We start from the raw sequence: 23,560 nt of genomic DNA on the forward strand, positions 1-23,560 counted from the left end.
TTCATCACGAGCGTGACGTCATCGACCGACGCGTTCTACGGGACGGTTGTTCAACAACTGCGGGAATGGGTGCCGGCAGCACCGAAGCAGAATGAACAACCGCGGCCCGACACCGCAGAATCCGAAGGCGAGTAGCCCATCACATGAGCGGGGTAGGCGGCGCCACTCGAGTGGACAGTCGTGCGAATCCGAGTCTCGGCCGAACTACTCCCGTCCACTGACAGGAGTAAGAGGATGCGCGCAGGTGGCAACCAAAGATGATGAACGCCGCCGTCGTCACAACGCCGTTCTCCCGTTCGTGCACTTCATCATGGATAGAGGTGAGTGATCTATGGCTGTCGAGCGAGAGGTTCACCGGCACGCGTTGAGTATTCATGCGTTCAGGTGTGCCGATAACGATATCTAGGGAGAGAGCCAGTTCGGACGTTACAACCCCGTGTAGCAACTGTCGGGAGCGCAATTAATGTATTGGCGCCCTCGCCGGGCGAGCTGACGTGAGTCTCCTGATGTGGTTTCCGGTCGAGATCGGTTGGTCTAGTTCAGGACTGACGCTGGGTGTTTGGTGTTGTAGCTCCGGCCGTCCATGGATGTCGAGGGGTCCGCGCCACGGGAGATGATCGCCGGCGGTCGGGTAGGACGTCACCATGCGAACTTCGAATCTCAGTCATCACGAGGGATCGGGGGCAAGCTCCGAGTACTTCCACGAAGGCGTCGAGCGCTGATCACCCACGTCGGACCGAGTTTTCGAATGAAACCCTAGGCGAAGTCGTGGCTCGGCAATTTCAGGATCTCGCTACAGGTGTGCTGGAGGTGAGAGCGCATCAACGACTCTGCCCGGTCGCTGTCGCCCGACAGAATCGCAGCTGCGATTTCCTCGTGCTCGGCCATTGAGTAGTCGAATTGGGCCTGGGCTGAACGGAACTGGAGACGAAATGTTTGAGTCTCCAACCGATCGGTCAGCTCGATCAACCGTGGGTTTTCGGTGAGTTCGACAATCACTCGGTGAAACCGAAAGTTCTCGTCCAGGTATCGGGGCTGGTCGTATTGCGCTGCGACTTCGCGAGCCGTGGTCACCGCAGCCTCAAGACGTTCTCGGTGTCCTGGTAGGTCGATGTTGCTTGCCGCCAACCGCGCGCTCATCCCCTCCAGCGCTTCTCGGACCTGGTAGAAGTGCGCAACATCTTCTCGTGTGAGGCGGCGGATGGAGGCGCCACGATGCGGCTCAAGCTTGACGAGACCGTCGCTGCCGAGCTGCGCCAACGCTTCCCGAAGGGCGTTGCGCCCGACTCCTAATTCTCGGGTGAGGTCAGGTTCGATCAACCGCTGCCCCGGAACGAACCGGCCGGACCGGATGCCCTCGCGGATGGCATGAACAGCCCGCTGCACGGCGGTTCCGGGCTGGACCGTCTCGATCGCCATTCAGACCTCCCAGTTGTCAGCCATTCACCGCTGCGCCGGTCGGCGCAGCGAAACTCTTGTTGCTGACATCCAACCATCGTCGCAAACGCCGTCACGCAATCGGCCTAGTTGACAACCTACCAAATCATCCCTAGATTTCGTAGGACGATAGATGAGTCCCAGATCACAGGACGGTGGTCTCTGGCTCTGCACCACAGAGCCAGTGCCTCTCCGGCGAAGTTTTCCCGGGGGTCGGACTGCGACTAATCACAGGAGTGTCATGAGCAGGTTTGAAGAGGGCGCGTCTGCGCTGGTCACCGGAGCAGCGGGGGGGATCGGCCGAGCAATTGCGCGTCGGTTGGCCGCCGAGAATGTCGCGATGACCTTGACGGACGTGGATCCGGCGGGCTTGGCTGCGGTCGCCACTGAGGTCGCCGAACTCGGAGGGAAAGTGGTCACCGAGCCGGGCGACGTGACCGATGCAGGGTTTCGGAAGCAAATTGTCGCTAGGGCAGTCGGCGAGTTCGGCCGACTCGACACCCTTATCAACAACGCCGGAATCATGGTTGGCGGTACCCCCGAATCCATCACGGAGGACTCGTGGGATCACATCTACGGAATCAACGCACGCGCGCCCTTCTTTCTCGTCCAGGAGGCACTGCCGCACCTGATCGAAACCAAGGGCTCGATCGTCAATCAGTCTTCGGTACTCGGATTGCTGGGTATGCCGTCCGGCGCTAGCTATGTCTCATCCAAGGCCGCTGTCGTCGGGCTGACATGGGCACTGGCGGCGGACCTCGCACCCCACGGCGTGCGCGTCAATGTCGTCTGCCCGGGCACCATCGACACCTCCATGCCGTGGACCTACGTGAACGCAGCTTTGGGGTCCGGCCGAGAGGAAGAGGCAGAGGCGTTGCTGGTCGCGCGGCAGCTGATCAAGCGACTGGGCACTCCAGACGAAGTGGCAGCGGTGGTCGTGTTCCTGGCCTCTTCCGACGCGTCCTTCATGACAGGCGCAGCAGTGCCAGTCGACGGCGGTTGGAGCGCATCGTGACAAACATCCAAACGAATGGGAAGTCTGCAGTGAGCACGGACGATCAAACAAAAGCGTCTACCGACGCACCCCTGCTGAACAGCGAGAACGCATTCAAACTCGCAGTCTTCGGCGCCAATGTCAGCGGAGGCTGCGCGGTCACCTCCGTCGAGGGAACCATCGCGGTCGATTGGTCCGAAACAAAACGCATTGCGCAAGCGGCTGACGCGGCCGGCCTCGACGCCATGGTCCCTGTGGCACGGTGGAAGGGCCCAGGCGGAGCCGTCAACTTCAACGACCGCTCGTTCGAGACCTTCACCTGGGCGGCCGCGGTGGCAGCTGTCACCGAACGGCTCCAAGTGCTCGCAACAATCCACGTGCCAACAGCTCATCCGCTCCGTATCGCAAAGGAAATCGCGACGGTTGACCACATCAGCGGAGGACGATTCGGACTGAACATCGTGGCGGGCTGGAACGAACCCGAATTCGCGATGTTCGGAGTTCCCCAGCTTCCACATGACGAGCGATATGCTGTTGCCGCGGAGTGGGTTTCGGTCATCAAGCGTTTGTGGAATGAGGATACCTTCGACTACGAGGGCAAGTACTTTCGCGGAAAGGGCGTGCACTCCTCCCCACGCCCCGTGCAGTCCCCCGGCCCCCTGATCATGAGTGCGGGTGCCAGTGGCGCAGGTCTAGCCTTCGCCGCCGAGCACGCAAACATCAACTTCATCATGGCCGAAGACATTGCTGCCCATGCCGCAAAGGCCGAAATGGCACGGAGGACCGCTCGCGATAAATACAACCGCGAGATCGCCGTAATGGGAATGGGTTACGTCGTCTGCGCCGACACTGAGAAGGAAGCCAAAGCCTACTTCGACTACTACGTCAACCAGAAAGGTGATTGGGAGGGCGCCGCGAAAATGATGGGTGTCGCCGCCACAAATGTCGAGGCGATGGATATGAGTACGAAATCCGCGCTGACGAGCATGGTCGCTGGATATGCCGCCCAGCCTCTGGTTGGGACCCCCGAGCAGATTGCCGACGGAATCCTGAAAATGTCCCGTGCGGGTCTGAATGGTTGCACCCTGAGTTGGGTCAACTACGAGGAAGGTATCGCTCAGTACCGGGAGCAGATTCTGCCCCTCCTCGTTCAAGCGGGACTCAGGTCAGAAATCGTGACCACTGCCGATGCCGACCTCACCGAAAGAGTTGCACTGTGACGACCGTGAACATCTCTCCCTCCAGGCCCTCGCAGCGACTTCGCGACCTTCTGTCCTGCGATCAGATCATCACTTCAAGCGCATAGAACCCCGGAGTCTCCCGTGAATACCTCGACCGACACGACAGCCACCCAGCTCAAGGATGTTATGGCAGGAGTGTGCACACCCGTCGCTGTCGTAACCGCCATGGATGGTGCGCGACCTCATGGCACCACAGTCAGCGCTTTTGCGTCACTGTCGATGACGCCGCCCATGGTCCTTGTCTGTCTCGAGCGTGGGTCCGAGTTACTACGGATCATTCGAGAGACCGAACAGTTCGGAATGAACATCCTCGGTAGCGCGCACTCAGATCTGGCAACGACATTCGCACGCAAAGGTCTCGACAAATTCGACAGCGTGGACTGGGATCTTCGGAGCGGTGTACCGAAACTAGTCGGTACAAGTGGGTGGCTGGCGTGTGCGGTCTCGCAGCTGGTCGACGGCGGTGATCACGTGATCGCGTTCGGTCGAGTGAAAGAGGCGACGGCGGCCGACATCCAGCCACTCACGTATCACAAGCGCAAGTTCGGCACTCACGCACCGCTCGAGTCGGTCCGATGAACGCCTCGCCATCGGCGTTAGTTCAGCACGCCATCGCAGCCCTATCGGCGGGCGGCATGATTATCGTCGTCGATGATGCCGACCGCGAGAATGAAGGCGATCTGGTTATGGCCGCGGAGTTGGTCACGCCCGCGCAGATGGCCTTCATCGTGCGACATACCACCGGGATAGTCTGCGCGGCGATGAACAGCCAGCATGCAGATGCTTTACAACTGCCACTCATGGTGTCCGAGAACACCGACACGCACGGAACCGCCTTCACTATCACTGTCGATCATGCTTGCGTCGGCACAGGCGTCAGCGCCGATGACCGATCATTGACGGTTCGAGCCCTGGCCGACTCCAACAGTGCCCCGGTCGATTTTCACCGGCCGGGGCACGTCTTTCCACTTCGGGCACAGCGGGGCGGCGTCCTGACCCGGCCTGGACATACCGAAGCCGCCGTCGATCTGACGACAATGGCCGGCCTCAGTGGTGTGGGAGTCATCGCGGAGATCGTCGCCGACGACGGCTCGATGCGCCGCGGAGACGACCTACGTGAATTTGCCGACGCTCACGGCCTGCCACTGCTGTCAGTTGCCGATCTGGTCCGATATCGTCGGTCGACTGAACGGACCGTAGCTCAGTTGGCCAGCTCGGCAATTCCGACGCAATTAGGCGACTTCCGAGCTCATGCCTACCGGTCCACATTCGACGGCACCGAGCACCTCGCGTTGGTGATGGGGGACGTCGCGAGTGCCGGACAATCCGAGCAAGGTGTTCTCGTACGGGTGCACAGCGAATGCCTGACCGGCGACGTCATGGGGTCCCTTCGCTGTGACTGTGGAACCCAACTCGCACAATCCCAGGCGGACATTGCCAACGAAGGATGCGGAGTCTTGGTGTACCTACGTGGCCATGAGGGCCGTGGCATCGGACTTGTGAACAAGATCCGAGCCTACGGTCTCCAGGACAAAGGTCTAGACACCGTTGACGCAAACACAGCACAAGGTCTGCCTGCCGACGCCCGCACCTACGACGCCGCGGCACAGATTCTCACCGACTTAGGAGTTCGACGGATTCGTCTGATCTCTAACAATCTCGAAAAGTACCGCAGCCTCAACAACTCTGCCGTCCATGTGGTCGAGCGCGTCGTTCATCCGCCGATCGAAACCCAACACAATCAGCGCTACCTCCGCTCGAAGCGTGATCGGATGGGCCATCTTTTCGACGCAGACCAAGCAATTGCATCCACTATGCCGAGCTAGCGTCGTGCGCACAGCCAGCGCATGCCCGGACGACCTGAAAGAGATACATCAAATGCAAAAACGCCTCGGCTGCTCAGTGATTGGATGCGCTCGTCGGATCTTTCGGAGTATTGCGGTTGTACGCGTCAATGCGCGTTGGGCAGCCATGATCGTGAGCGCACAGGACGAATCCTTCGTGCCTAATGACCGCACAGCACCTCCCTGACCCAGCCCTTGAGTGGGTGGCCCACCGACAGCCATGACTTCTCCAAACAAGCTAGTCCTCACCGCGTAAGGCGGGACGTCGTCAGCGAGCATGGCCTCGGTGAACCCGTGGCCGCGGAGCCTGCGCGTGATCTCGGGCGGCGTCGTCGGCGAGCCAGATCAGGCGGGTGCTGTCGACCGGCCGGCGCAGTGTTGGTCGAGACCGGACAAACCCTATCTCGCCGCCTCGGATACAAGCCACACCACGGACAGAACGCGACTCCCCGTGCTGCCGGATCGACGAAATAGACAAGGACCGTAACGTATGGCCAGGAACATCATCGACAAGGTCTGGGACAGTCACGTGCTGACACAGTCGCCAGACGGCGAGTCCGACCTGTTCTACATCGACTTCCACCTTCTCCACGAGGCGTCGAGCCCGCAGGCTTTCGAAGGGCTCCGCATCGCCGGCAGAACGGTCCGTCGCCCAGACCTGTCATTGGCCACAGAAGACCACGTCGTCTCCACTCGACCGAACCTGCTCGGATCCGGCGACGACAATCCCATCGCCCGGGAGATGGTGTCGGCCCTGCGGAAGAACTGTGCCGAATTCGGTATCGCCCTCCACTCGCTGGGATCAGCTGACCAGGGCATCGTGCACGTAGTCGGCCCTCAACTCGGCATCACGCAACCGGGCATGACGATCGTCTGCGGCGACAGCCACACCAGCACGCACGGCGCGTTCGGGGCGTTGGCGTTCGGCATCGGCACCTCGCAGGTAGAGCACGTCCTGGCCTCTCAGACACTGTGGATGACCAGACCGAAGACCATGGCCGTCACGTTCACCGGAAAGCTCCCGCGCGGTACCACCGCGAAGGACCTCGTATTGCACCTGATCGCCGAGATCGGGACAGGCGGCGCCCAAGGATTCGTGATCGAGTACCGCGGCGAACCGATTCGCGAGTTGAGCATGGAGAGTCGAATGACTCTGTGCAACATGTCTATTGAGGCCGGTGCGCGCGCCGGGCTGATTGCGCCGGACCGAACGACCTATGACTATCTACGCGGTCGTCCCTATGCACCGGTGGGCCACGATTGGACTGAAAGCAAGAACAGCTGGGACCAGTTGCTCACGGACGACGACGCCACCTTCGACCGAGAGGTCACTCTCGACGTCGCCGACTTGGAACCGTTTGTGACGTGGGGGATCAACCCAGGGCAGGCGCTGCCGGTCAGCTCGTCGGTTCCCGACCCCGTCGGGGAGCCAGATGCACGCCGGCGTGAACAGATCACCCGCGCACTGGACTACATGGACCTCACTCCCGGCACACCATTGCGCGACGTCGCCGTCGATGCGGTCTTCATCGGCTCGTGCACCAATGGGCGCCTCGATGATCTGAGAGCGGCAGCGGAGATCCTCCAGGGTCGACGGATCCCCGAGCACGTGACGACGGTAGTTGTCCCCGGATCGGCGGAGGTGAAGCGTCGCGCAGAGTCCGAAGGCCTGGACGTCATCTTCGAGGCGGCCGGCGCGCAGTGGCGCTCTCCTGGCTGTTCGCTGTGCGTGGCAATGAACGACGACTTCCTCGAGCCCGGTACGCGATGCGCCTCGACCTCGAATCGGAACTTCGAAGGCCGACAAGGCAGCGGCGTCCGTACCCATCTTGTCTCTCCGACCACCGCCGCCGCCACCGCAGTGCTCGGCCACCTCGCCTCAGCGAACGACCTGTGACGGAGCCATGCAAAAAGTAACGAGTCACCGCGGAACCGCAATTGCTCTGACCCAGAGCAATATCGACACCGATCAAATCATCCCCGCACGCCATTGCCTGACCACCAAACGAAGCGGATTCGCCCCGCACCTGTTCTCGAGATGGCGACTGGACCCTAATTTCGCCCTCAACGATCCCAACCGCTCGGAAGCCACCGTACTGGTCGGAGGTGCGAACTTCGGGACCGGATCCTCACGCGAACATGCTGTGTGGGCGCTCCAAGATTGGGGCTTCGCCGTCGTCATCGCACCCAGCTTCGGAGACATCTTCTACACCAACTGTGGTCGCGCCGGTCTTCTCCCGATTCGCCTCGCACCGGACTCACACGCCCAATTGGTCGACGATGTGCTCAACGATCCCCAGCTACAGATTCAGGTCGATCTGCTCGAATACAGCGTGGAGTGGTCGGGACGACGCGAACCCCTCCTCATCGATGCCGATCTGCGCCGCCGATTCATCGAGGGATTGGACGATATCGACCTCACGCTCGCATACGACCAGGTCATCGCCGACTTCGAGAAGAAGCATGCGCGCATCCCCATGACGAGGAAGTAGACACCCATGGCAAATACCAAGGCAATACAACTACGCAACCTGCTCGCCGACGACCACAGCATTCTCACCGCCCCCGGCATCTATGACGGACTCAGCGCAGCCCTCGCCCAGCGCAGCGGCTTCGAAGTCGGCTACGTCAGCGGTGGCGCAGCCTCGGTGTCGGTCATCGGCCGCCCTGACCTGGGGATCATGACCGGCTCGGAGATGATCGACCACGTCGGCCGCCTCCAGGGCGCCACCGAAGTGCCCCTCATCGTCGACATCGACACCGGATACGGCAACGAAATCAACATCCGCCACACCGTCGAACGGCTGGCGCAGCGCGGCGTCGCGGCCGTGCAAATCGAAGATCAAACCTTCCCCAAGCGGTGTGGCCACCTGCACGGCAAAGACGTCGTCAGTCGCGCCGACGCCGTCAGTCGCGTGCACGCGGCGTCCAAAGCCCGAGGCGCCGACGAGATGCTGATCATCGCGCGGACCGATGCCATCGCACCTCAAGGCTTGGACGAAGCCATCACCCGAGCACATCTCTACATCGAAGCCGGCGCCGACATCATCTTCGTCGAGGCTCCCGCGTCGCTCGAGGACGTGCGCACCATCGCAGCAGAGGTGACCGCGCCGTTGATGATCAACGTCATTGCCAGCGGCCGCACCCCAGTGCTGAGCGCCGACGAGTACGCCGAGCTGGGCTATAAGATCGCGATCTATCCGGCGCTGACAATCGCAGCAGCGATGGGGGCAATCAACCACGCGCTCACAGAGTTACGCCTACACGGTAAGCCGCCGGCAGCGGCCAGCCCCAAGGAACTTTTCAGTGCTGTCGGTTTGGACGACTGGCTGAGCAGGGCCGGCGCCGAGGTGTCCGAACTAGAGCAGTCCCGCGTCTCACCGTTGGCGCACTGAGACCTCGCAGAGTCATCACCTCAATCGAAACGGAACTTCCGCCATGACATTTTCGAGCCCTTTTCCCGACGTCGAGATCCCGGACCTCAGTGTCTACGACTTCCTTTTCGGCTCAATCGCCGATGAGGATCTCGATCGGGTCGCACTGGTCGACCCGAAGTCGGCGGCGGAGACGAGCTACCGTCAACTGATCGGTCAGATCGACGCCGCCGCCGGGGCTCTGGCCGCGCGGGGGATCGAGGTCGGCGACGTGGTCGGAATCTTGTCGCCGAACAACCGGGAGTTCGCCACGGTGCTCCACGGCATCCTGAGAGCCGGCGGCACCGCGACGACAATCAACGCCCTGTTCACGGCCACGGAGATCGCCAAGCAACTGACCGACTCGAAGGCGAAGATGCTGGTGACCATCTCCTCGATGGCCGACCAGGCCGCCGCCGCGGCACACCAGGTTGGCATCCCGGACGAGAACCTCATCATCCTCGACGGTGTGGGACAGGGAAAGTCGAATCATCCTAATTTCGTCGATCTGCTGGAGCCCAAGTTGGCCGTGCCGGAGGTGACCATCGATCCCGCCCTACACATCGCGGTACTGCCCTACAGTTCGGGCACCACCGGCGACCCGAAGGGCGTGGCCCTGAGCCACCGGAACCTGGTCGCCAACGTGGCCCAGATCAAGCCGCTGCAGGGCATGACACCGGACGATGTGGTGATCGCAGTGTTGCCGTTCTTCCACATCTACGGCATGACGATGTTGTTGAACGCTGCGCTTCACAGCCGGGCGCGGCTGGTGATCATGCCCAAGTTCGATCTGGTCGAGTTCCTGGAGAACATCCAGAAGTTCCAGGTCACGGCGGCCTACATCGCGCCACCGGTGGCGGTGGCGCTGGCCAAGCACCCGATCGTCGACGACTACGACCTCTCCTCGTTGCACACGATGATGTCGGGAGCCGCGCCGCTCGACGACGAGCTGGGCAAGGCGGTCGCGACACGGTTGGATCTGCACATGGTGCAGGGCTACGGCATGAGCGAGTTGTCGCCGGTCAGCCACCTCATCCCGTTCGACACCCCCGCCATTCTCGGTCGTGAGGATCCGCCATTGTCGTCGACCGGGTGGGCGATCCCCAACTCTGAGAACAAGATCGTCGACCCGGCCACCGGCGAGGAGGTCGCGATACCGGCCGAGGGACTGTCGCAGCGGGGTGAGCTGTGGATCAAGGGACCGAACGTGATGCTCGGGTACCTCAACAACGCGCAGGCCACCGCCGACACCATCGACGCCGACGGCTTTTTGCACACCGGTGACCTCGCACAGGTCGATACCGGCGGTGTGGTCTACATCGTAGATCGGCTCAAAGAGCTCATCAAGTACAAGGGCTACCAGGTGCCACCGGCCGAGCTCGAGGCGTTGCTGCTGACCAATCCCAAGATCGCCGACGTCGCAGTGATCGGCGTGATCGAGCAGGAGACCGGCGAGGAGATTCCCAAGGCCTTCGTCGTCAAACAACCCGACACCGACCTGACCGAATGCGAGGTCATCGACTTCGTCGCCGACCAGGTCGCCCCGCACAAGAAGGTGCGGGCGGTCGAGTTCATCGACCTGATCCCGAAATCAGCCTCCGGCAAGATTCTTCGCAAAGATCTCCGAAAAACCGGCCCCGCCCTGTGATCGACGACGTGCGGAGGAGGTCAACTCCCAGACACCAGCGACGACGACGTCCACCCGTTCAACCTCGCACGTGCACACCGAGCGAGCGCAAGCCCGTCCGCACGCGAACAAAGAGCGACCTGAACTGGGCAATCCGGCCCGAGAAGATTGAAAACTCGAAGTTCACAAAGCCCGCCGAGGTATCGATTTCGCCCTGGTCCGGCAGACGGCGGCACGGCCACGGAGTTCGGCAACCGGGACTACACACGGCCGCGGAAGACCTGGCCTCGAAGTACCACTCAGAAGAGAAAGAGACACGATCATGACGTCACCCAGTTTCGCCACCAACACCATCACCCTCCGCGCGGCCAACGCGGCGATCGAAGCCGGTCTGCAGAAGGCACAAGAGCTGGGACTGGCCGTGACCATTGCGGTCACCGACCCGAACGGCGTACTCAAGGCCTACCAACGGATGGAGGGTGCATCGGTGCTGTCCACCGACATCGCAGTTCGCAAGGCACGCACCGCGGCCACCTCCGGATTCAACACCGGAGCACTCTTCGACTTCATCAAGACCGACCCGGCGCTGCTCCATGGCATGACGAACGTTCCGGATTACGCCGTCTTCGGCGGCGGCGAGCAGATCAGCCATCCCGAACTCGGCGTGATCGGCGCGGTCGGCGTCAGCGGGGCCCACTACAGCGAAGATGAGCAGATCGCGCTCGCAGCCGTGGAGTCCGTGCTCACCGCATGAGAGCGACGGGACCGCGGTCCGGCGCATCTCGGCGGGGTCGTCGCCGGCGATATCCTTGAGAGCACGCCATCGAGAGGTGAGTCCATGATTGCATCTGCGCTGGTCGCGCCGTCGGGACCAGCGCACGGGAACCACGAGCCGGCGGAGTGAGTAGACCGTCCTGATGGGTGAAGGTGATCCGCTCGACACTCAGCGGTACTCGCCGACGCCGGCCGCGGAGTTGGCAGGCACCGGCTTCGACGACGCCCAGGAGATCGGCCGCGGCGGTTTCGGCGTGGTCTACCGCTGTACCCAGTCGGACCTGGATCGCACCGTGGCCGTCAAGGTCCTCACCGTCGAACTCGACGAGGAGAACCGGGCCCGGTTCTTTCGGGAGCAGCAGGCGATGGGCCGACTCACCGGGCACCCGAACATCGTCAACATTCTGCAGGTCGGCGCCACCGACAGCGGCCTCCCCTACATCGTCATGCCCTATCACCCGCAGGATTCGCTGGAGGCCCGAGTACGGAAGGACGGTCCGCTGACCCTGGATCAGGTGCTTCGGTTGGGGGTGAAGATGGCCGGTNCCCGCGAACATCCTGCTCACTGATTACGGCGAGCCGGAGTTGGCCGACTTCGGTATCGCGCACATCAGCGGTGGCTTCGAGACCGCCACCGGTGCCGTCACCGGGTCGCCGGCGTACACCGCGCCGGAAGTCCTCGGCGGTGAACCACCGAGCCCGGCAGCCGATGTCTACGGCCTGGGCGCCACCTTGTTCAGTGCCATCACCGGGCATGCCGCGTTCGAACGCCGCAGCGGCGAACAGGTGGTCGCCCAGTTCCTGCGGATCACCACACAGGAGATGCCCGAGCTGCGTGAGCACGGGATCCCCGACGACGTGTCCGACACGATCGCCCGGGCGATGTCCCGTGAGCCCGGTCAGCGACCGGCCACCGCTGCAGACTTCGGCGAACAGCTAGGCGGGCTGCAACGCGACCACGGCTTCCCGGTCGATGAAATGGCCCTCCGCGACGGGCCCGGCGCAGCGACCAGCGGCCGACCACCACCGTCAGGCGTTCGGCACCCTTCCGCAGATCTTGCCCCTCGGAGTACTACCGGCAACCTTCCCCTGGAACTGACCAGTTTCGTCGGCCGCCGGCACGAACTCACCGAGACGAAGCGCCTGCTGGCCGGGTCCCGGCTGGTGACCTTGACGGGGATCGGAGGTGTCGGCAAGACGCGGCTGGCGATGCGGATCGCCGCCGCGGTGAAACGCGAGTACGCGGACGGCGTTCGGTTGGTCGAGTTGGAGGAGCTGCGAGACGGGTCGTTACTGGTGGAAGGCGTAGCCGCCGCAGTGGGAGTACGAGACCAGTCGACGAGGCCGCTACGGGAGGTGCTGATCGAGTTCCTCGTGTCGCGGGAAGTGCTGCTGGTTCTTGACAACTGCGAGCACATGGTGGACGCGGTCGCGGAGTTGGTCGAGACCCTGCTGCGCGTGTGTCCGCGCTTGCGGATCCTGGCCACCAGCCGCGAACCCCTGGTCATCGGCGGGGAGGCGGTGCTGCGAGTTCCTACGCTGGGCGTCCCCGATCCCGAGCGCACGCCCCCGCTGCGGGGGTTACCCAAATACGATGCGGTCACCCTGTTTACTGAACGCGCCGCTACCGCCGTTCCGGAATTCGCGCTCACCGAGGAGAACGCGGCGGCGGTGGCGGGGATCTGCCACCGCCTCGACGGATTGCCGCTGCCAATCGAACTGGCCGCGGCCCGATTGCGGGCGATGTCGCCCGAGCAGATATTCGAGAGGCTGGCCGACCGCTACGCCCTGCTGACCCGCGGCAGTCGCGGTGCGCCGACCCGGCAACAGACCCTGCGGTTGTGCATCGACTGGAGCTTCGAGTTATGCACCGCGGGTGAACAACTGGTGTGGGGGCGGATGGCGGTATTCGCGGGAAGCTTCGAACTCGACGCCGCAGAGCAGGTGTGTGGAGCAGACCTGCCCCCGGACGATCTGCTCGACACGCTGACCTCGTTGGTGGAGAAGTCGATCCTGATTCGGGAGGAGCACGGGTCGGTGGTGCGCTTCCGGATGCTCGAGACCCTCCGCGACTACGGCTTCGAGAAACTCCAGCAGAGCGGTAAGGACATCGCACTACGACGTCGTCATCGGGACTGGTACCTAGCGTTGGCGATCGAAGCCGAGGCCGAGTGGATCAGCGCCCGCCAACTCGACTGGATCGCCCGGCTGAAGCGGGAACAACCGAACCTCCGCGAGGCCCTCGAATTCAGCATCCACGACGACCCCGCCGGCGGACTGCGCACCGCGACCGCAATGTACGTGTTCTGGGCCTCCCAGGGCCTCTATAGCGAGGGTCGGCGTTGGCTTGGCCAACTACTGGCCCGTCAAAGCGGCCTCCCCACTCTCGACTGGGTCAAGGGGCTCTACAGCGCCAGCGTGATGGCCAACGTTCAGGGTGATTTCCACACCTCGGCCACGCTCGTAGAAGAGGGCCGCGTACTGACCGCGCAGACCGGCGACCCCATGATGCGCGCTCTCATCGCCGACGCCGACGGCATGCTGGCCCTCTACAGCGGTGAGCCCGCCCGCGCGTACCCTCACCTCGAAACCGCACTCGCCGAGTTCAGCGAACGGGGGGAACGCACACTCGAAACCAACGTCCTGTACTCGTTGGGATGGGCCTATGGATTGTCTGGCCTGAGAAAGGAGTCCATCAAGTGCCACGAGCGGGTGCTCGCCATCACACACAGGCACGGTGAGAAGGCGTATCGGTCGCACTCGCTGTGGGCTTTGGGAATTGCGGTGTGGCGTCAGGGCGATGCCAATCGCGCAGTGCGGCTCCTCGACGAATCGTTGACCCTGACCAGGCAAGTGCACAGTCCGCGGATCGCCGCGACATGCCTCGAGGCGCTGGCCTGGATCGCATGCGAACAGCGCGACCACACACGCGCCGCCGTGCTGATGGGGGCGGCCGCAGAACTGGCGCGATCTGCAGGTAGCCCCCCGGTGGCGTTCTCGGAGCTCCGTGTCTACCACCAGGAATGCGATCAGAGAGCGCGTCGGCGAGTAGGAGACGAAGCATTCGACGCCGCCCACCGCAAAGGCGAACAGCTCGGCTTCGACGCGGCCATCGCCTACGCCCTCCATGAGCAACCGCCCGCCGCCGCTACACGCGCCACCGACGCGTTGACACGGCTGACCAAGCGGGAACGCCAAGTCGCTCAGCTGATCGCCGAAGGCCTGACCAATCAGGCCATCGCCGACCGACTGGTGATCTCACCCCGCACTGCCCAAGGACACGTTGAGCACATCCTGGCCAAACTGGGTTTCACCTCCCGGACACAGGTCGCAGCCTGGGTCGTCGAGCAAGCGCATGACTAGCCGACCGTGCCCAGACCGCCACGACAGGGCGACCGAGAATGCGGTTTGAGGTGATCTCGGCCGGTGAGGGGCGATCCCGTCGCCCGGACGGCAGCATCGGCCGGCGGATGATCGTGCAGCTGCGGGGCATCACCGAGAAATGAGGGGAACGAGAATGGGACTGTTCACCGACGATAAGGGCCGACCCGAGCTGGTCGTGCACGCGGACATCAAGCGGGGACGCGCGCACTTCCTGCCCGTCGACGACCAACCCGAGAGCGAACCCGAAGAGACACCGAAGAGACACCGAAGCAACGCGCCCGCCGGGAGCTGAAGAAACGGATGACCGCCGAGCGGCTCGTGAAACAGAATCCGAAGGCACCAACCCTGAGAAGGGGTGAACGCCTCCGGCTCATCTGTGCATCCGCAGTGTCCAGACTCTAGCCCATTCTTGCCCACGAACTAGACAGCCCGCGTTGTTCGCGCGGCCCCGGCGCCGCGAGCAGAGGATCGGGGGACGTGTCATCACCCGTGGTGAAAGCCGCATTCCGTAGTGGTCGGTGCGGCGGTCAGGAAGGGCCGAGCCACTCGTGGATCGGCTTCCCACCCGCACCCGGAGCTGCGGACAACTCGCCGGCCAGCTCGAGCGCTCGCTCGTGGGTCTCGACGTCGATCACCATCCAGCCGGCGATCACGTCCTTGGTCTCCGCGAACGGGCCATCGGTGACCGGCGGCCGGCCCTCGCCGTCGTAGCGGACGAACATGCCCTCCGGGGAGAGTGCCTGACTGTCGACGAACTCGCCGGTGCCCTCGAGCCGGGCGGCGAAGTCGTTCATGTACTGCACGTGAGCGGAGATCTCCTCCGACGTCCACTGGTCCATAGGCACGTCGTTGACCGATGCCGGCGCGCCACGGTAGTGCTTGAGCAGAAGGTACTTGGACATCATGTTCTCCCTTGGTGCGGTGCGGCCCATTTGCGGCCGTGTTCGCTCGGGGGCGCCCGTGGCGGTCCGTGTGAGGCGATGACGGGGCGTGCCGGGAGATCGTGCGGTTAGCGTCGAACCCCTCTTCTGTGGCGAGATTCATTGCACTTGTCCGGGATTGGGTGTTCTCCCGTCAGAGCCTCGATGACGCCGATGAGATCTGCCTCTGACAGGCTTTGCCGGTTGAGCGCCGCCGCTTGCTTCCGTTCCGAAGGGGTCTTGCGCTGGGTCGGGGGAGTAGGTGTGTTCATGGATCCTCGATGTGGGTTGGGGAGCGCGACCGGGCAGCACTGAGCTGCCGATTAGAGGTCTCTGCCGACCGTTTCCGGACAGCGAACCAGATGGAGACGTCACCTGCCGTCCCGGAGGAAGCATCCATGCAGCCTGCTTCCCGTCAGACGACTACGCAGGCCGAAAAGAGGATTGGAGGTGTGGGGTGGTGACTTCAGGCTGGTGGCAACGACCCTTGTGTGGTCGCCCCGTCCCAATTCGGAGACGGGCGCAACCAGGCTCGCCGGGAGGCGTTCGGGGCTCGCGTCATGCAATGGTTGAAGCGAATCTGAGATCTGGGATCCGCTCCGGACGCTGAAGGGCGCGTTCCGTGAAAGCCGACAAGCGGCGACGGCCACGACCGATGCGAGCAAGGCGAAAACGACAGCGATGTCCTCGCCTCCCATGCATGTTACCCATGCGGATAGATCTTGTCCCCGTCGACATCGGCCAGGCGGAAAGGTGCGGATCGGCGTTGGCGGCTAGGAAGTCGTCCCAGGCATGGACGATCAGGTCGTACAACTCTGAATGCAGGAACCCTTCGGGCACCAGGCCGTGATCGACCATGCTGAGGCCCGCACCCCTCGGCGCGATCTGCTTCGCCCGGTCGTGCCAGGGCGACGACGGGAGCCCGGCGTATCCGGGCACCAGGCCGGTCTCGTTCGCAGTTGGATACGACGGGAATCGACTTCGATGACCGTCGCACCCAAAGCCGTCGGGTCCTCGGCCGCTTTTTCCCGCAACGCGATGATCCAGGCACGGGTCTCGATCGGCTCGGCGGCGCCGGGGTCCTTGTTGATGTACATCCTCGGGACACCGAGCCGTGTACCTTGCAGCGCGCCGGGGTCGAGAAGAGCTGCCGGTAGTCGGCCAGTTCCACGCGCACAGCGTTGAGCACGTAAAGAGTAGGTCTGCGATGCGCTCGGGAGGTGACGATGCATGGTTCGCCGATCGATACCGAGGCTGCGCGCCAGGACGAGAGGTGCACCTAGGGTTAAGGTTCCGGTCAAGTGATGGTGATGCCGCCGTCGACAACTATCGTCTGTCCGGTGACGTAACCGCCCGCCTCGGATGCAAGCCACACCACCGTACTCGCCAACTCTTCTGGTTCGCCGGTTCGTCCGAGGAGCATGCGTCTTTCCAGTTGTTCGATGTGGCTCTCTGGGTATTTCCAGCTGATGGCATCTGTGAAGAAGCCCGGCGCAATTGCATTGACGCGAATCCCTTTTCGGCTACCCCATTGTTGCGCGAGGTCTCGGGTGACCCCGGCGATGGCAGCCTTGCTCGCGCTGTAGGCAGCTTGCGGCATGCCCGTGTTCGTGATTCCCAGAATGCTCGAGATGTTCACTATCGAGCTCCCCGGTTGCATCACCCGCCCGCATGCCTGTGCCGCCCAGTAGGAACCGTGTAGGTTCACATCGATCACGGATCGGAACTCGTGAACGCTCTCGCCGATCGCAGGTCCCACGGTCACGAGTTCGGCGTTGTTGACCAGGACATCGACCCTCCCGAACTTGTCGAGTGTCGCTTCGACCAGAGCAGTGCAGCGGCTCGGATCCGTGATGTCGGTCGGAACCGTCAGCACACGTCGACCTGAACGGCGGACGATGTCGGCCGCTTCGTGGAGTCCGTTCGTGCGAGGGGCGGCAAGGACCACGTCTGCACCCGCTTCGGCCAGTCCTTTGGCCAGGGCCGCGCCTAGCACTGATGAAGCATCGGTGACGATCGCGACGCGGTCGTCGAGGCGAAATCTGTCGAGGATAGTCATCAGTCTGCGCTCCCGCGGATCAGAACCACGCGGGGTTCATGTCGAGTGTCGTTCTGTCCAAGCTCGCCAACAACTCGACCTGCGGTCCGACCTTTGGTAGTTCGTAGGCGTAGAAGTACCGGGCCGCTTGCCGTTTGCCATCATAGAAGTTGCCGGCCTGACCATCCGCGGCGATGACTTGCTCCAGCCACATCCATGCGATGACGGTGTGGCCGACGGCTTCCAGGTAGATGGTTGAATTGGCGAGTGCAAGGGAGGGGTCACCTGATTCCCAGAGCGTGGATGTCAGGTCCACTATTCGGCTCCAGGTAGAGGTCAGTTCGGTCGCATATCGCTCGGCGTCATGGCCTATCGCCTGTGCTCGTTGCACGCTCGCCGCGATCTTCGAGTCCAGTAGCTTCAGTCCAGCGCCGTCCTGCATTGTGACCTTGCGGCCGAGCAGGTCGAGGCCCTGTATTCCGTGAGTACCCTCATGGATCGGATTCAGCCTGTTGTCGCGGTAGTACTGTTCGACGTCGTAGTCCCGTGTGTAGCCGTAGCCTCCGTGAACTTGTATGGCGAGGTTGTTCGCCTCCAGGCACCATTGTGACGGCCAGCTTTTTGCGATCGGGGTCAATACATCGAGCAGTAGCGTCGCGTTGGACGCATCTGCCTCGTTGTCGGCGCTGTCGTGTTCGTCCACTAAGAAGGAGCAGTACAAGCCGAGTGCAAGCGCTCCTTCCACGTAGGACTTCTGCGCCAGCAGCATGCGGCGCACATCGGCGTGTTCTACCAGGGCGACTGGAGGTGAGGACGGATCTTTCGCGCCCAGTGCTTGGCCCTGTGTCCGCACCTTCGCGTACTCGACCGACTTCAGGTAGCCGACGTAGCCTAGGGCGATGGCCACGAACCCGACTCCGATCCGCGCCTCGTTCATCATGTGGAACATAAAGCTCAGCCCACGATGTTCTTCGCCGACGAGAAAACCGATCGCCCCGGCGTCGCCTTCCGGCCGATGCGTGCCGTCACCGAAGGCAAGGAGCGTGTTGGTGGTTCCGCGAAAGCCCATCTTGTGATTCAGGCCGGTCAGCGTCACATCGTTGCGGATGCCGGGTTCTCCGTCCGGGCCGGGTAAGAATTTCGGGACAATGAACAGCGAAATCCCTTTCACCCCAGACCCGCCGCCGGGAACCTTTGCCAGGACGAGATGGATGATGTTCTCGGTCAGCTCGTGGTCGCCGGCGGAGATCCACATCTTGGTACCGGTGAGTCTGTACCGGCCGTCGTCCTGTTTCACGGCACGAGTGGTGATGTCGGCCAACGATGAGCCGGCCTGTGGCTCCGACAGGCACATGGTTCCGAAGTATCTGCCCTCGATCATCGGGCGGACGTAGTCGTCTATCTGCTGGTCGGTGCCGTGGGTCGAAATCAGATTAGCATTTGCGATGGTGAGGAACGGGTACGACGAGGTCGAGGCGTTCGCGGCCTGAAACCACGCCATCGCAGCGCGGGACACAGTCGTCGGCAACTGCATGCCTCCGACGCGCTTGTCGAACTGTCCGGCCAGTAGTCCAGCTGCGGAGTAGATGTCGAGAGCCTGTTTGATCTCCGCGATCATCTCTATCGAACCGTCTGGCGACATGGTCGGCTCGTTCGCGTCGGACTTCTTGTTGTGTGGCGCGAAATGTTTGTGGGCGATGTCCGCGCTGAGTTCGAGCACCGCGGCGAATGTGTCCTTCGAGTGCTCGGAGAACCGTTCGCGAGTTGTCAGCGAAACTACATCAAGCCACTCGTACAGCAAGAAGTCCAAGTCGCGTTGTGACAGTACGTCGGTCATCGGGATCTCCGATTCCTGTAGTCCGTCACATCGACACCCCGCCGTCGACGGGTAGCACGACGCCTGTGATGTACGCGGCTTCCTCGGATGCGAGGAAGCAGATGGCGTCGGCCATCTCGGATGGGTCTGCGAGCCGGGCGATCGGACCGGTGAGCTCGGAGAGCTTCTCGTCCGGGATCGTGGCGGTCATGCGTGTGGCTGCATTGGGCGAGATCGCATTGACCGTAACTCCGAAGGCAGCCAACTCTTTTGCAGCAGTCTTGGTGAATCCGATGATTCCTGCCTTCGCTGTTGCGTAGTTCGCCTGTCCGCGGTTGCCTCGGAGTCCGGTGTACGACGTGATATTGATGATGCGCCCGAATTCCTGCTTGCGGAAGTGGGGGACCGCTGCGCGGGTAAACCGAAAAGTGCCTCCCGCGTGTACCTGCAGGACCTGGTTCCAGTCGTCGTCGGTGAGCTTCCACAGGACTTTGTCGCGCAGGATTCCTGCGTTGTTGACGACGATGTCGACGCGGCCGGTCTCGGCGACGACGGTCGAAATGACGTGTTCGACATTGTCGGTATCGCTGACGTCCGCTGGGATCCCGATTGCACCGACGTCTGCGGCCGATTTGGCAAGTTCGTCCTTGTCGAAGTCGACCATGAACACGGTCGCTTGTGCCTCTACGAAATGTCTCGCGATCGCCTGTCCGATGCCGCGGGCCGCGCCGGTGACGATGACGGATTTGCCTGTGAAGTCGTACGTGATGTTGCCCATTGCATTTCTGCTTTCGGTTCAGTGTTGTCCGGCCGTTGTCACGACAGGCGTTCGAGAATCATGGCCATTCCTTGGCCGCCGCCGACGCACATCGTCTCCAGGCCGAACTGCTTGTCGTGAAATTCCAGCGAGTTCATCAGCGTCGTGGCGATACGGGCGCCGGTCATGCCGAATGGGTGACCGAGCGCGATCGCGCCTCCGTTGATATTCAGTCGGTCGTCGTCGATGCCGAGTTCGCGAGCCGACGGAATGACTTGAGCCGCAAACGCTTCGTTAATTTCCGCCAAGTCGATATCGCCGATGCTCATGCCGGCGATGTCGAGTGCGCGCCGTGTCGCTTCGACGGGTCCCAGACCCATGATCTCGGGTGAGAGTCCCGACACGCCGGTCGACACGATGCGGGCCAGGGGGGTGAGTCCGAGCTCCTTCGCCTTCGCGTCCGACATGATGACCAGTGCTGCCGCGCCGTCGTTGAGCGGGCAGGCGTTGGCTGCGGTGACGGTTCCGTTCGGGCGGAATGCCGGCTTCAGCGTGCTGACGACGTCGTACGTCGTTCCGGGCCTGGGGCAGTCGTCAGTGCTGACAACGGTGCCGTCAGGGAGGGTGACGGGTGTGATCTCGCGGGCGAAGAAGCCCTGCTCGATCGCGGCCTCGGCCCGATTGTGGCTGCGGACGCCGAATTCGTCTTGTTCTCGGCGTGACACCCCACTGTATTCTGCGACGTTCTCGGCAGTGTGTCCCATGGTGATGTACAGATCGGGAAGTGCCCCGGTTGTTCGCGGGTCCACCCACGTGTCCTGGGACCCAGCAGCACGTCGTTCGGTGAGGGACTCCGCGTCGGAGAACACCGTGTTGTGCGTCTCGGGGTTCTCGTCGGCCATACCCTTGTTGAAACGGCTGACAGTTTCGACTCCGGCAGAAATGAAGATATTTCCCTCGCCTGCCTTGATCGCGTGCAGCGCCATCCGGGTGGTCTGAAGGCTCGACGAACAGTAGCGGTTCACGGTGACGCCCGGTAGATGGTCCATACCGGCGAGAACACCCACTGCCCGTCCGAGATTGTATCCACTCTCGCCGGCGGGCTGAGCCGTGCCAAGCATGAGGTCGTTCACCGTTCGGGGATCGACCTCGGGCACCTTTCCCAATGCGGCGAGCACCATCTGTGCTGCCAGGTCATCGGGGCGCATCTCTCGGAGTGAACCCTTGACTGCGCGACCGATCGGGGACCGGGCGGTCGCGACGATAACTGCTTCAGGCATAAACTTCGTCCGTTCATGTTGTCGACTAGTGGGTCGAATATTCGATCAGCGGGTCTACTCATCGCAGTATGGCTGCGCCGGACGTAGCGGTCAAGTTGGCCTGTCATGTGCCAATTGCGCGTGCTTACGCAACGGCCGCAGGCGAATACGCGGACCTAGGCGTGCGGAAGGGCCGCTCGTCCAGCGGGGTTCGACACGTTCGACTCGACCTCGAACACCGAATTTGCAGTGTGCATCGGCTCGACTGGTCTACTTCCGCAGGCCTGCGTCCTGCCCTGCGGACGACGAGAACAGGTGCGTCTCGGACAGGTGCACACCGGCGTACAGCGGGGGGAGGCGCGTGTGAGTCATGCGCGGCCGACGACTGCGGGCCCATGGTCGACTGCCGCCTCGGCCCCCACGCGGCATCAGTCACGTCGGCGGAGATGTCCCGGGTCGGGCCGTGCAGTGTGGCTGCACCCCGGTGCCGCCCCGACCGTCACCGCTTCGCGTGCCGGTCGTCGCGTCATCAGCCCGAATGGCACCCTGATCAACTCGCCGGTCCGTCGAAAAGCGCGCCGAGACCGAAGCGCGCAGAAGACCAGTGGAGTACCTCGACGAAGTTAATCGAGACGACACGCGAAAAATTGACGCGTCGAATTTTACCGATTCTTCAGCACGTGTTCGAGTTGGCTTGTGTGATGCCGTATCTCGCGCGCGTGGTAGGCAAGCGCCGCATCCACGCCTTGGACGTCTTCGGGCCAGCCGGCGGACACCGTCGACGTGGTCGTCATGACTCCGCGCAGAATCAGGTGGGCGAAGGTCTCGGCGATTTCGTCAGCGGTTTTGCCGTCTTCACCCGGGCGATACCACTTCCAGATCCAATTGCACATGCCGTCGATTGCGAATGCTGCCAGGGTTTCATCGATTGGTTCGAAGATGCGTGCCTCTACGCCCTCTCGAATGATTTGCCGGACCAGCACATCGTGCTCGCGCTTGGCTGCCCGGAACTCGTCGCGGACGTCGTCGGGAAGTTCACTTTCTTCGCGAAAAGTCAGTGAGTAGAGGTCCAGGTGATCGACCAGGGAGTTGAGGTGGAAACGAATGAAAGCGGTGAGCTTGGTAGCTGCGTCGACATCCGATGCGGCGATCACCCGGGCTTTCTCGACCTCACCCCTTGCCCAGTCCCCGAAAACGTGCCGGAGAAGGTCGTCCCGGTTTTCGTAGTAGTGGTAGATGGAGGCCTTCGACAGCCCGACCTCCGCAGCGACTTCCTGCATGGTGACGCCGTTGATCCCCCGGGCCTGGAAGAGTCGGGCCGCACCCTCTGTGATGCGTTCACGCATCACGGAATTGCGAACCGAACCACCGGCGCTTTTTACCGCCGCCGCGTCCGCACGATCAGAAGCCGTTGTCATAGCTTCCGAGGATAGACACCGCGGCAACCAAGCCGGTACCGGTGGGCACCGCAATCAGTGTGACGTCGGCGGCAGCACCCTGGTGCCCCGCTGTTCACGCATGCTCGATCAGTTCGAGCTGCACGCCGTTGAGCGCCCGGGGGTGGTAAAAGTTGACCGCCCCGAAATCTCCTCGGACAGCCTCGTCGAGCAGGGGCGACAATCCCTGCTGCTTCAGCTCGTCCGTGGCGATATCGAGGTCGTCTACCTTCGCGGAGAAGAGAAAGACGCCCTCGCCGTGGCGCTCGAGAAAGCGTGCCACCGAAGTGCCCTCCTGGGTCGTGGCGATCAGGCTGATGATGAAGCCCCCCACGTCGAGCTTCGTGCCCTCGAGGCCGGGGAAGGCAAATCCGTCGGGGCCGACGTGCTCACCTCGGACATCGAACAAGCGTTCGTAGCGCTCGGTTGCGGACGGTAGGTCGCGGACGGCGATGTTGATTCCGTTGACTGCGATACTCATCTTCTTCTCCTGTTATGTGGGTGCGTATTTAGTTGTCGCGCCGGGCATCTGCTCGGCGAACTCGCCGCGGTGGGCGTGCAATGTTAAGTGGGCGCGTGCAGGAAGCTGACCTTCAACGGTCTGCTCCAAGACACTACCG

19 protein-coding genes and 1 pseudogene are annotated in these 23,560 nt (G+C 62.7%); 12 read left to right on the top strand and 8 right to left on the bottom strand.

The annotated features are described in order from the left end of the window. Positions 1 to 756: 756 nt before the first annotated feature. Complete coding sequence (locus AZG88_RS02075; protein ID WP_061696893.1) at positions 757 to 1,419, bottom strand: GntR family transcriptional regulator; 663 nt, start codon at positions 1,417 to 1,419, stop codon at positions 757 to 759. A 259-nt stretch (positions 1,420 to 1,678) separates the two neighbouring features. Between AZG88_RS02075 and AZG88_RS02080 the strand changes: the two genes are divergently transcribed. The 12 genes from AZG88_RS02080 to AZG88_RS02130 all read left to right on the top strand — a co-directional run bounded on the left by AZG88_RS02080 (position 1,679) and on the right by AZG88_RS02130 (position 15,006). Then, complete coding sequence (locus AZG88_RS02080; RefSeq protein ID WP_063886765.1) at positions 1,679 to 2,452, top strand: SDR family NAD(P)-dependent oxidoreductase; 774 nt, start codon at positions 1,679 to 1,681, stop codon at positions 2,450 to 2,452. Positions 2,453 to 2,481: 29 nt separating this feature from the next. Continuing rightward, positions 2,482 to 3,651 carry an LLM class flavin-dependent oxidoreductase gene (locus AZG88_RS02085; protein ID WP_061696895.1) on the top strand — a complete coding sequence of 390 codons (1,170 nt, stop codon included), beginning with the start codon at positions 2,482 to 2,484 and terminating at the stop codon, positions 3,649 to 3,651. A 147-nt stretch (positions 3,652 to 3,798) separates the two neighbouring features. Then, complete coding sequence (locus tag AZG88_RS02090; protein ID WP_061696896.1) at positions 3,799 to 4,251, top strand: flavin reductase family protein; 453 nt, start codon at positions 3,799 to 3,801, stop codon at positions 4,249 to 4,251. Beyond that, on the top strand, positions 4,248 to 5,498 hold the full coding sequence (locus AZG88_RS02095) for a bifunctional 3,4-dihydroxy-2-butanone-4-phosphate synthase/GTP cyclohydrolase II (protein ID WP_061696897.1): 1,251 nt from the start codon (positions 4,248 to 4,250) through the stop codon (positions 5,496 to 5,498). The genes AZG88_RS02090 and AZG88_RS02095 overlap by 4 nt, the downstream gene beginning before the upstream one ends. 508 nt (positions 5,499 to 6,006) lie before the next feature. Then, positions 6,007 to 7,413, top strand: a complete 1,407-nt coding sequence (gene leuC, locus AZG88_RS02100) for a 3-isopropylmalate dehydratase large subunit (protein WP_061696898.1) — start codon at positions 6,007 to 6,009, stop codon at positions 7,411 to 7,413. 7 nt (positions 7,414 to 7,420) lie between these two features. Next, on the top strand, positions 7,421 to 8,008 hold the full coding sequence (gene leuD / locus AZG88_RS02105; protein WP_061696899.1) for a 3-isopropylmalate dehydratase small subunit: 588 nt from the start codon (positions 7,421 to 7,423) through the stop codon (positions 8,006 to 8,008). A 6-nt stretch (positions 8,009 to 8,014) separates the two neighbouring features. Beyond that, complete coding sequence (locus tag AZG88_RS02110; RefSeq protein WP_061696900.1) at positions 8,015 to 8,911, top strand: isocitrate lyase/PEP mutase family protein; 897 nt, start codon at positions 8,015 to 8,017, stop codon at positions 8,909 to 8,911. A gap of 43 nt (positions 8,912 to 8,954) precedes the next feature. After that, a complete protein-coding gene (locus AZG88_RS02115; protein WP_061696901.1) occupies positions 8,955 to 10,577 on the top strand; it encodes an AMP-binding protein in 1,623 nt (540 codons plus the stop codon). A gap of 301 nt (positions 10,578 to 10,878) precedes the next feature. Next, positions 10,879 to 11,310 carry a GlcG/HbpS family heme-binding protein gene (locus tag AZG88_RS02120; RefSeq protein ID WP_061696902.1) on the top strand — a complete coding sequence of 144 codons (432 nt, stop codon included), beginning with the start codon at positions 10,879 to 10,881 and terminating at the stop codon, positions 11,308 to 11,310. 163 nt (positions 11,311 to 11,473) lie between these two features. Beyond that, entirely contained in the window at positions 11,474 to 11,899 is a 426-nt protein-coding gene (locus tag AZG88_RS55435; RefSeq protein WP_442971695.1) for a protein kinase domain-containing protein, read from the top strand. A 16-nt stretch (positions 11,900 to 11,915) separates the two neighbouring features. Then, the gene (locus AZG88_RS02125; RefSeq protein ID WP_442971696.1) at positions 11,916 to 14,693 is read left to right on the top strand and encodes an ATP-binding protein; all 2,778 of its coding nucleotides are present in this window, start codon (positions 11,916 to 11,918) and stop codon (positions 14,691 to 14,693) included. 154 nt (positions 14,694 to 14,847) lie between these two features. Then, positions 14,848 to 15,006, top strand: coding sequence for a hypothetical protein (locus AZG88_RS02130; protein ID WP_442971697.1), 159 nt, complete (start codon positions 14,848 to 14,850; stop codon positions 15,004 to 15,006). Between the two features lie 191 nt (positions 15,007 to 15,197). On the opposite strand, the pseudogene AZG88_RS02135 reads toward AZG88_RS02130, so the two are convergent. The 7 genes and pseudogenes from AZG88_RS02135 to AZG88_RS02165 form a co-directional block, all read right to left on the bottom strand. Next, a pseudogene (locus AZG88_RS02135) lies at positions 15,198 to 15,616 on the bottom strand (YciI family protein). A 1,315-nt stretch (positions 15,617 to 16,931) separates the two neighbouring features. Beyond that, positions 16,932 to 17,693, bottom strand: coding sequence for an SDR family NAD(P)-dependent oxidoreductase (locus AZG88_RS02140; protein WP_061696903.1), 762 nt, complete (start codon positions 17,691 to 17,693; stop codon positions 16,932 to 16,934). Positions 17,694 to 17,712: 19 nt separating this feature from the next. Continuing rightward, positions 17,713 to 19,509 (bottom strand): acyl-CoA dehydrogenase, encoded by a 1,797-nt coding sequence (locus tag AZG88_RS02145; RefSeq protein WP_061696904.1) that lies wholly within the window; start codon positions 19,507 to 19,509, stop codon positions 17,713 to 17,715. 25 nt (positions 19,510 to 19,534) lie between these two features. Then, positions 19,535 to 20,266: an SDR family NAD(P)-dependent oxidoreductase gene (locus tag AZG88_RS02150; protein WP_061696905.1), complete on the bottom strand. Its 732-nt coding sequence runs from the start codon at positions 20,264 to 20,266 to the stop codon at positions 19,535 to 19,537. Between the two features lie 38 nt (positions 20,267 to 20,304). Next, the gene (locus AZG88_RS02155) at positions 20,305 to 21,525 is read right to left on the bottom strand and encodes an acetyl-CoA C-acetyltransferase (RefSeq protein WP_061696906.1); all 1,221 of its coding nucleotides are present in this window, start codon (positions 21,523 to 21,525) and stop codon (positions 20,305 to 20,307) included. Between the two features lie 641 nt (positions 21,526 to 22,166). Further along, positions 22,167 to 22,922, bottom strand: coding sequence for a TetR/AcrR family transcriptional regulator (locus AZG88_RS02160; protein WP_082833203.1), 756 nt, complete (start codon positions 22,920 to 22,922; stop codon positions 22,167 to 22,169). A 94-nt stretch (positions 22,923 to 23,016) separates the two neighbouring features. Further along, positions 23,017 to 23,421: a VOC family protein gene (locus AZG88_RS02165; RefSeq protein WP_061696908.1), complete on the bottom strand. Its 405-nt coding sequence runs from the start codon at positions 23,419 to 23,421 to the stop codon at positions 23,017 to 23,019. Between the last annotated feature and the right edge of the window lie 139 nt (positions 23,422 to 23,560).

It is taken from the genome of Rhodococcus sp. LB1 (assembly GCF_001583455.1).
Classification (GTDB): Bacteria; Actinomycetota; Actinomycetes; order Mycobacteriales; family Mycobacteriaceae; genus Rhodococcus_F; species Rhodococcus_F opacus.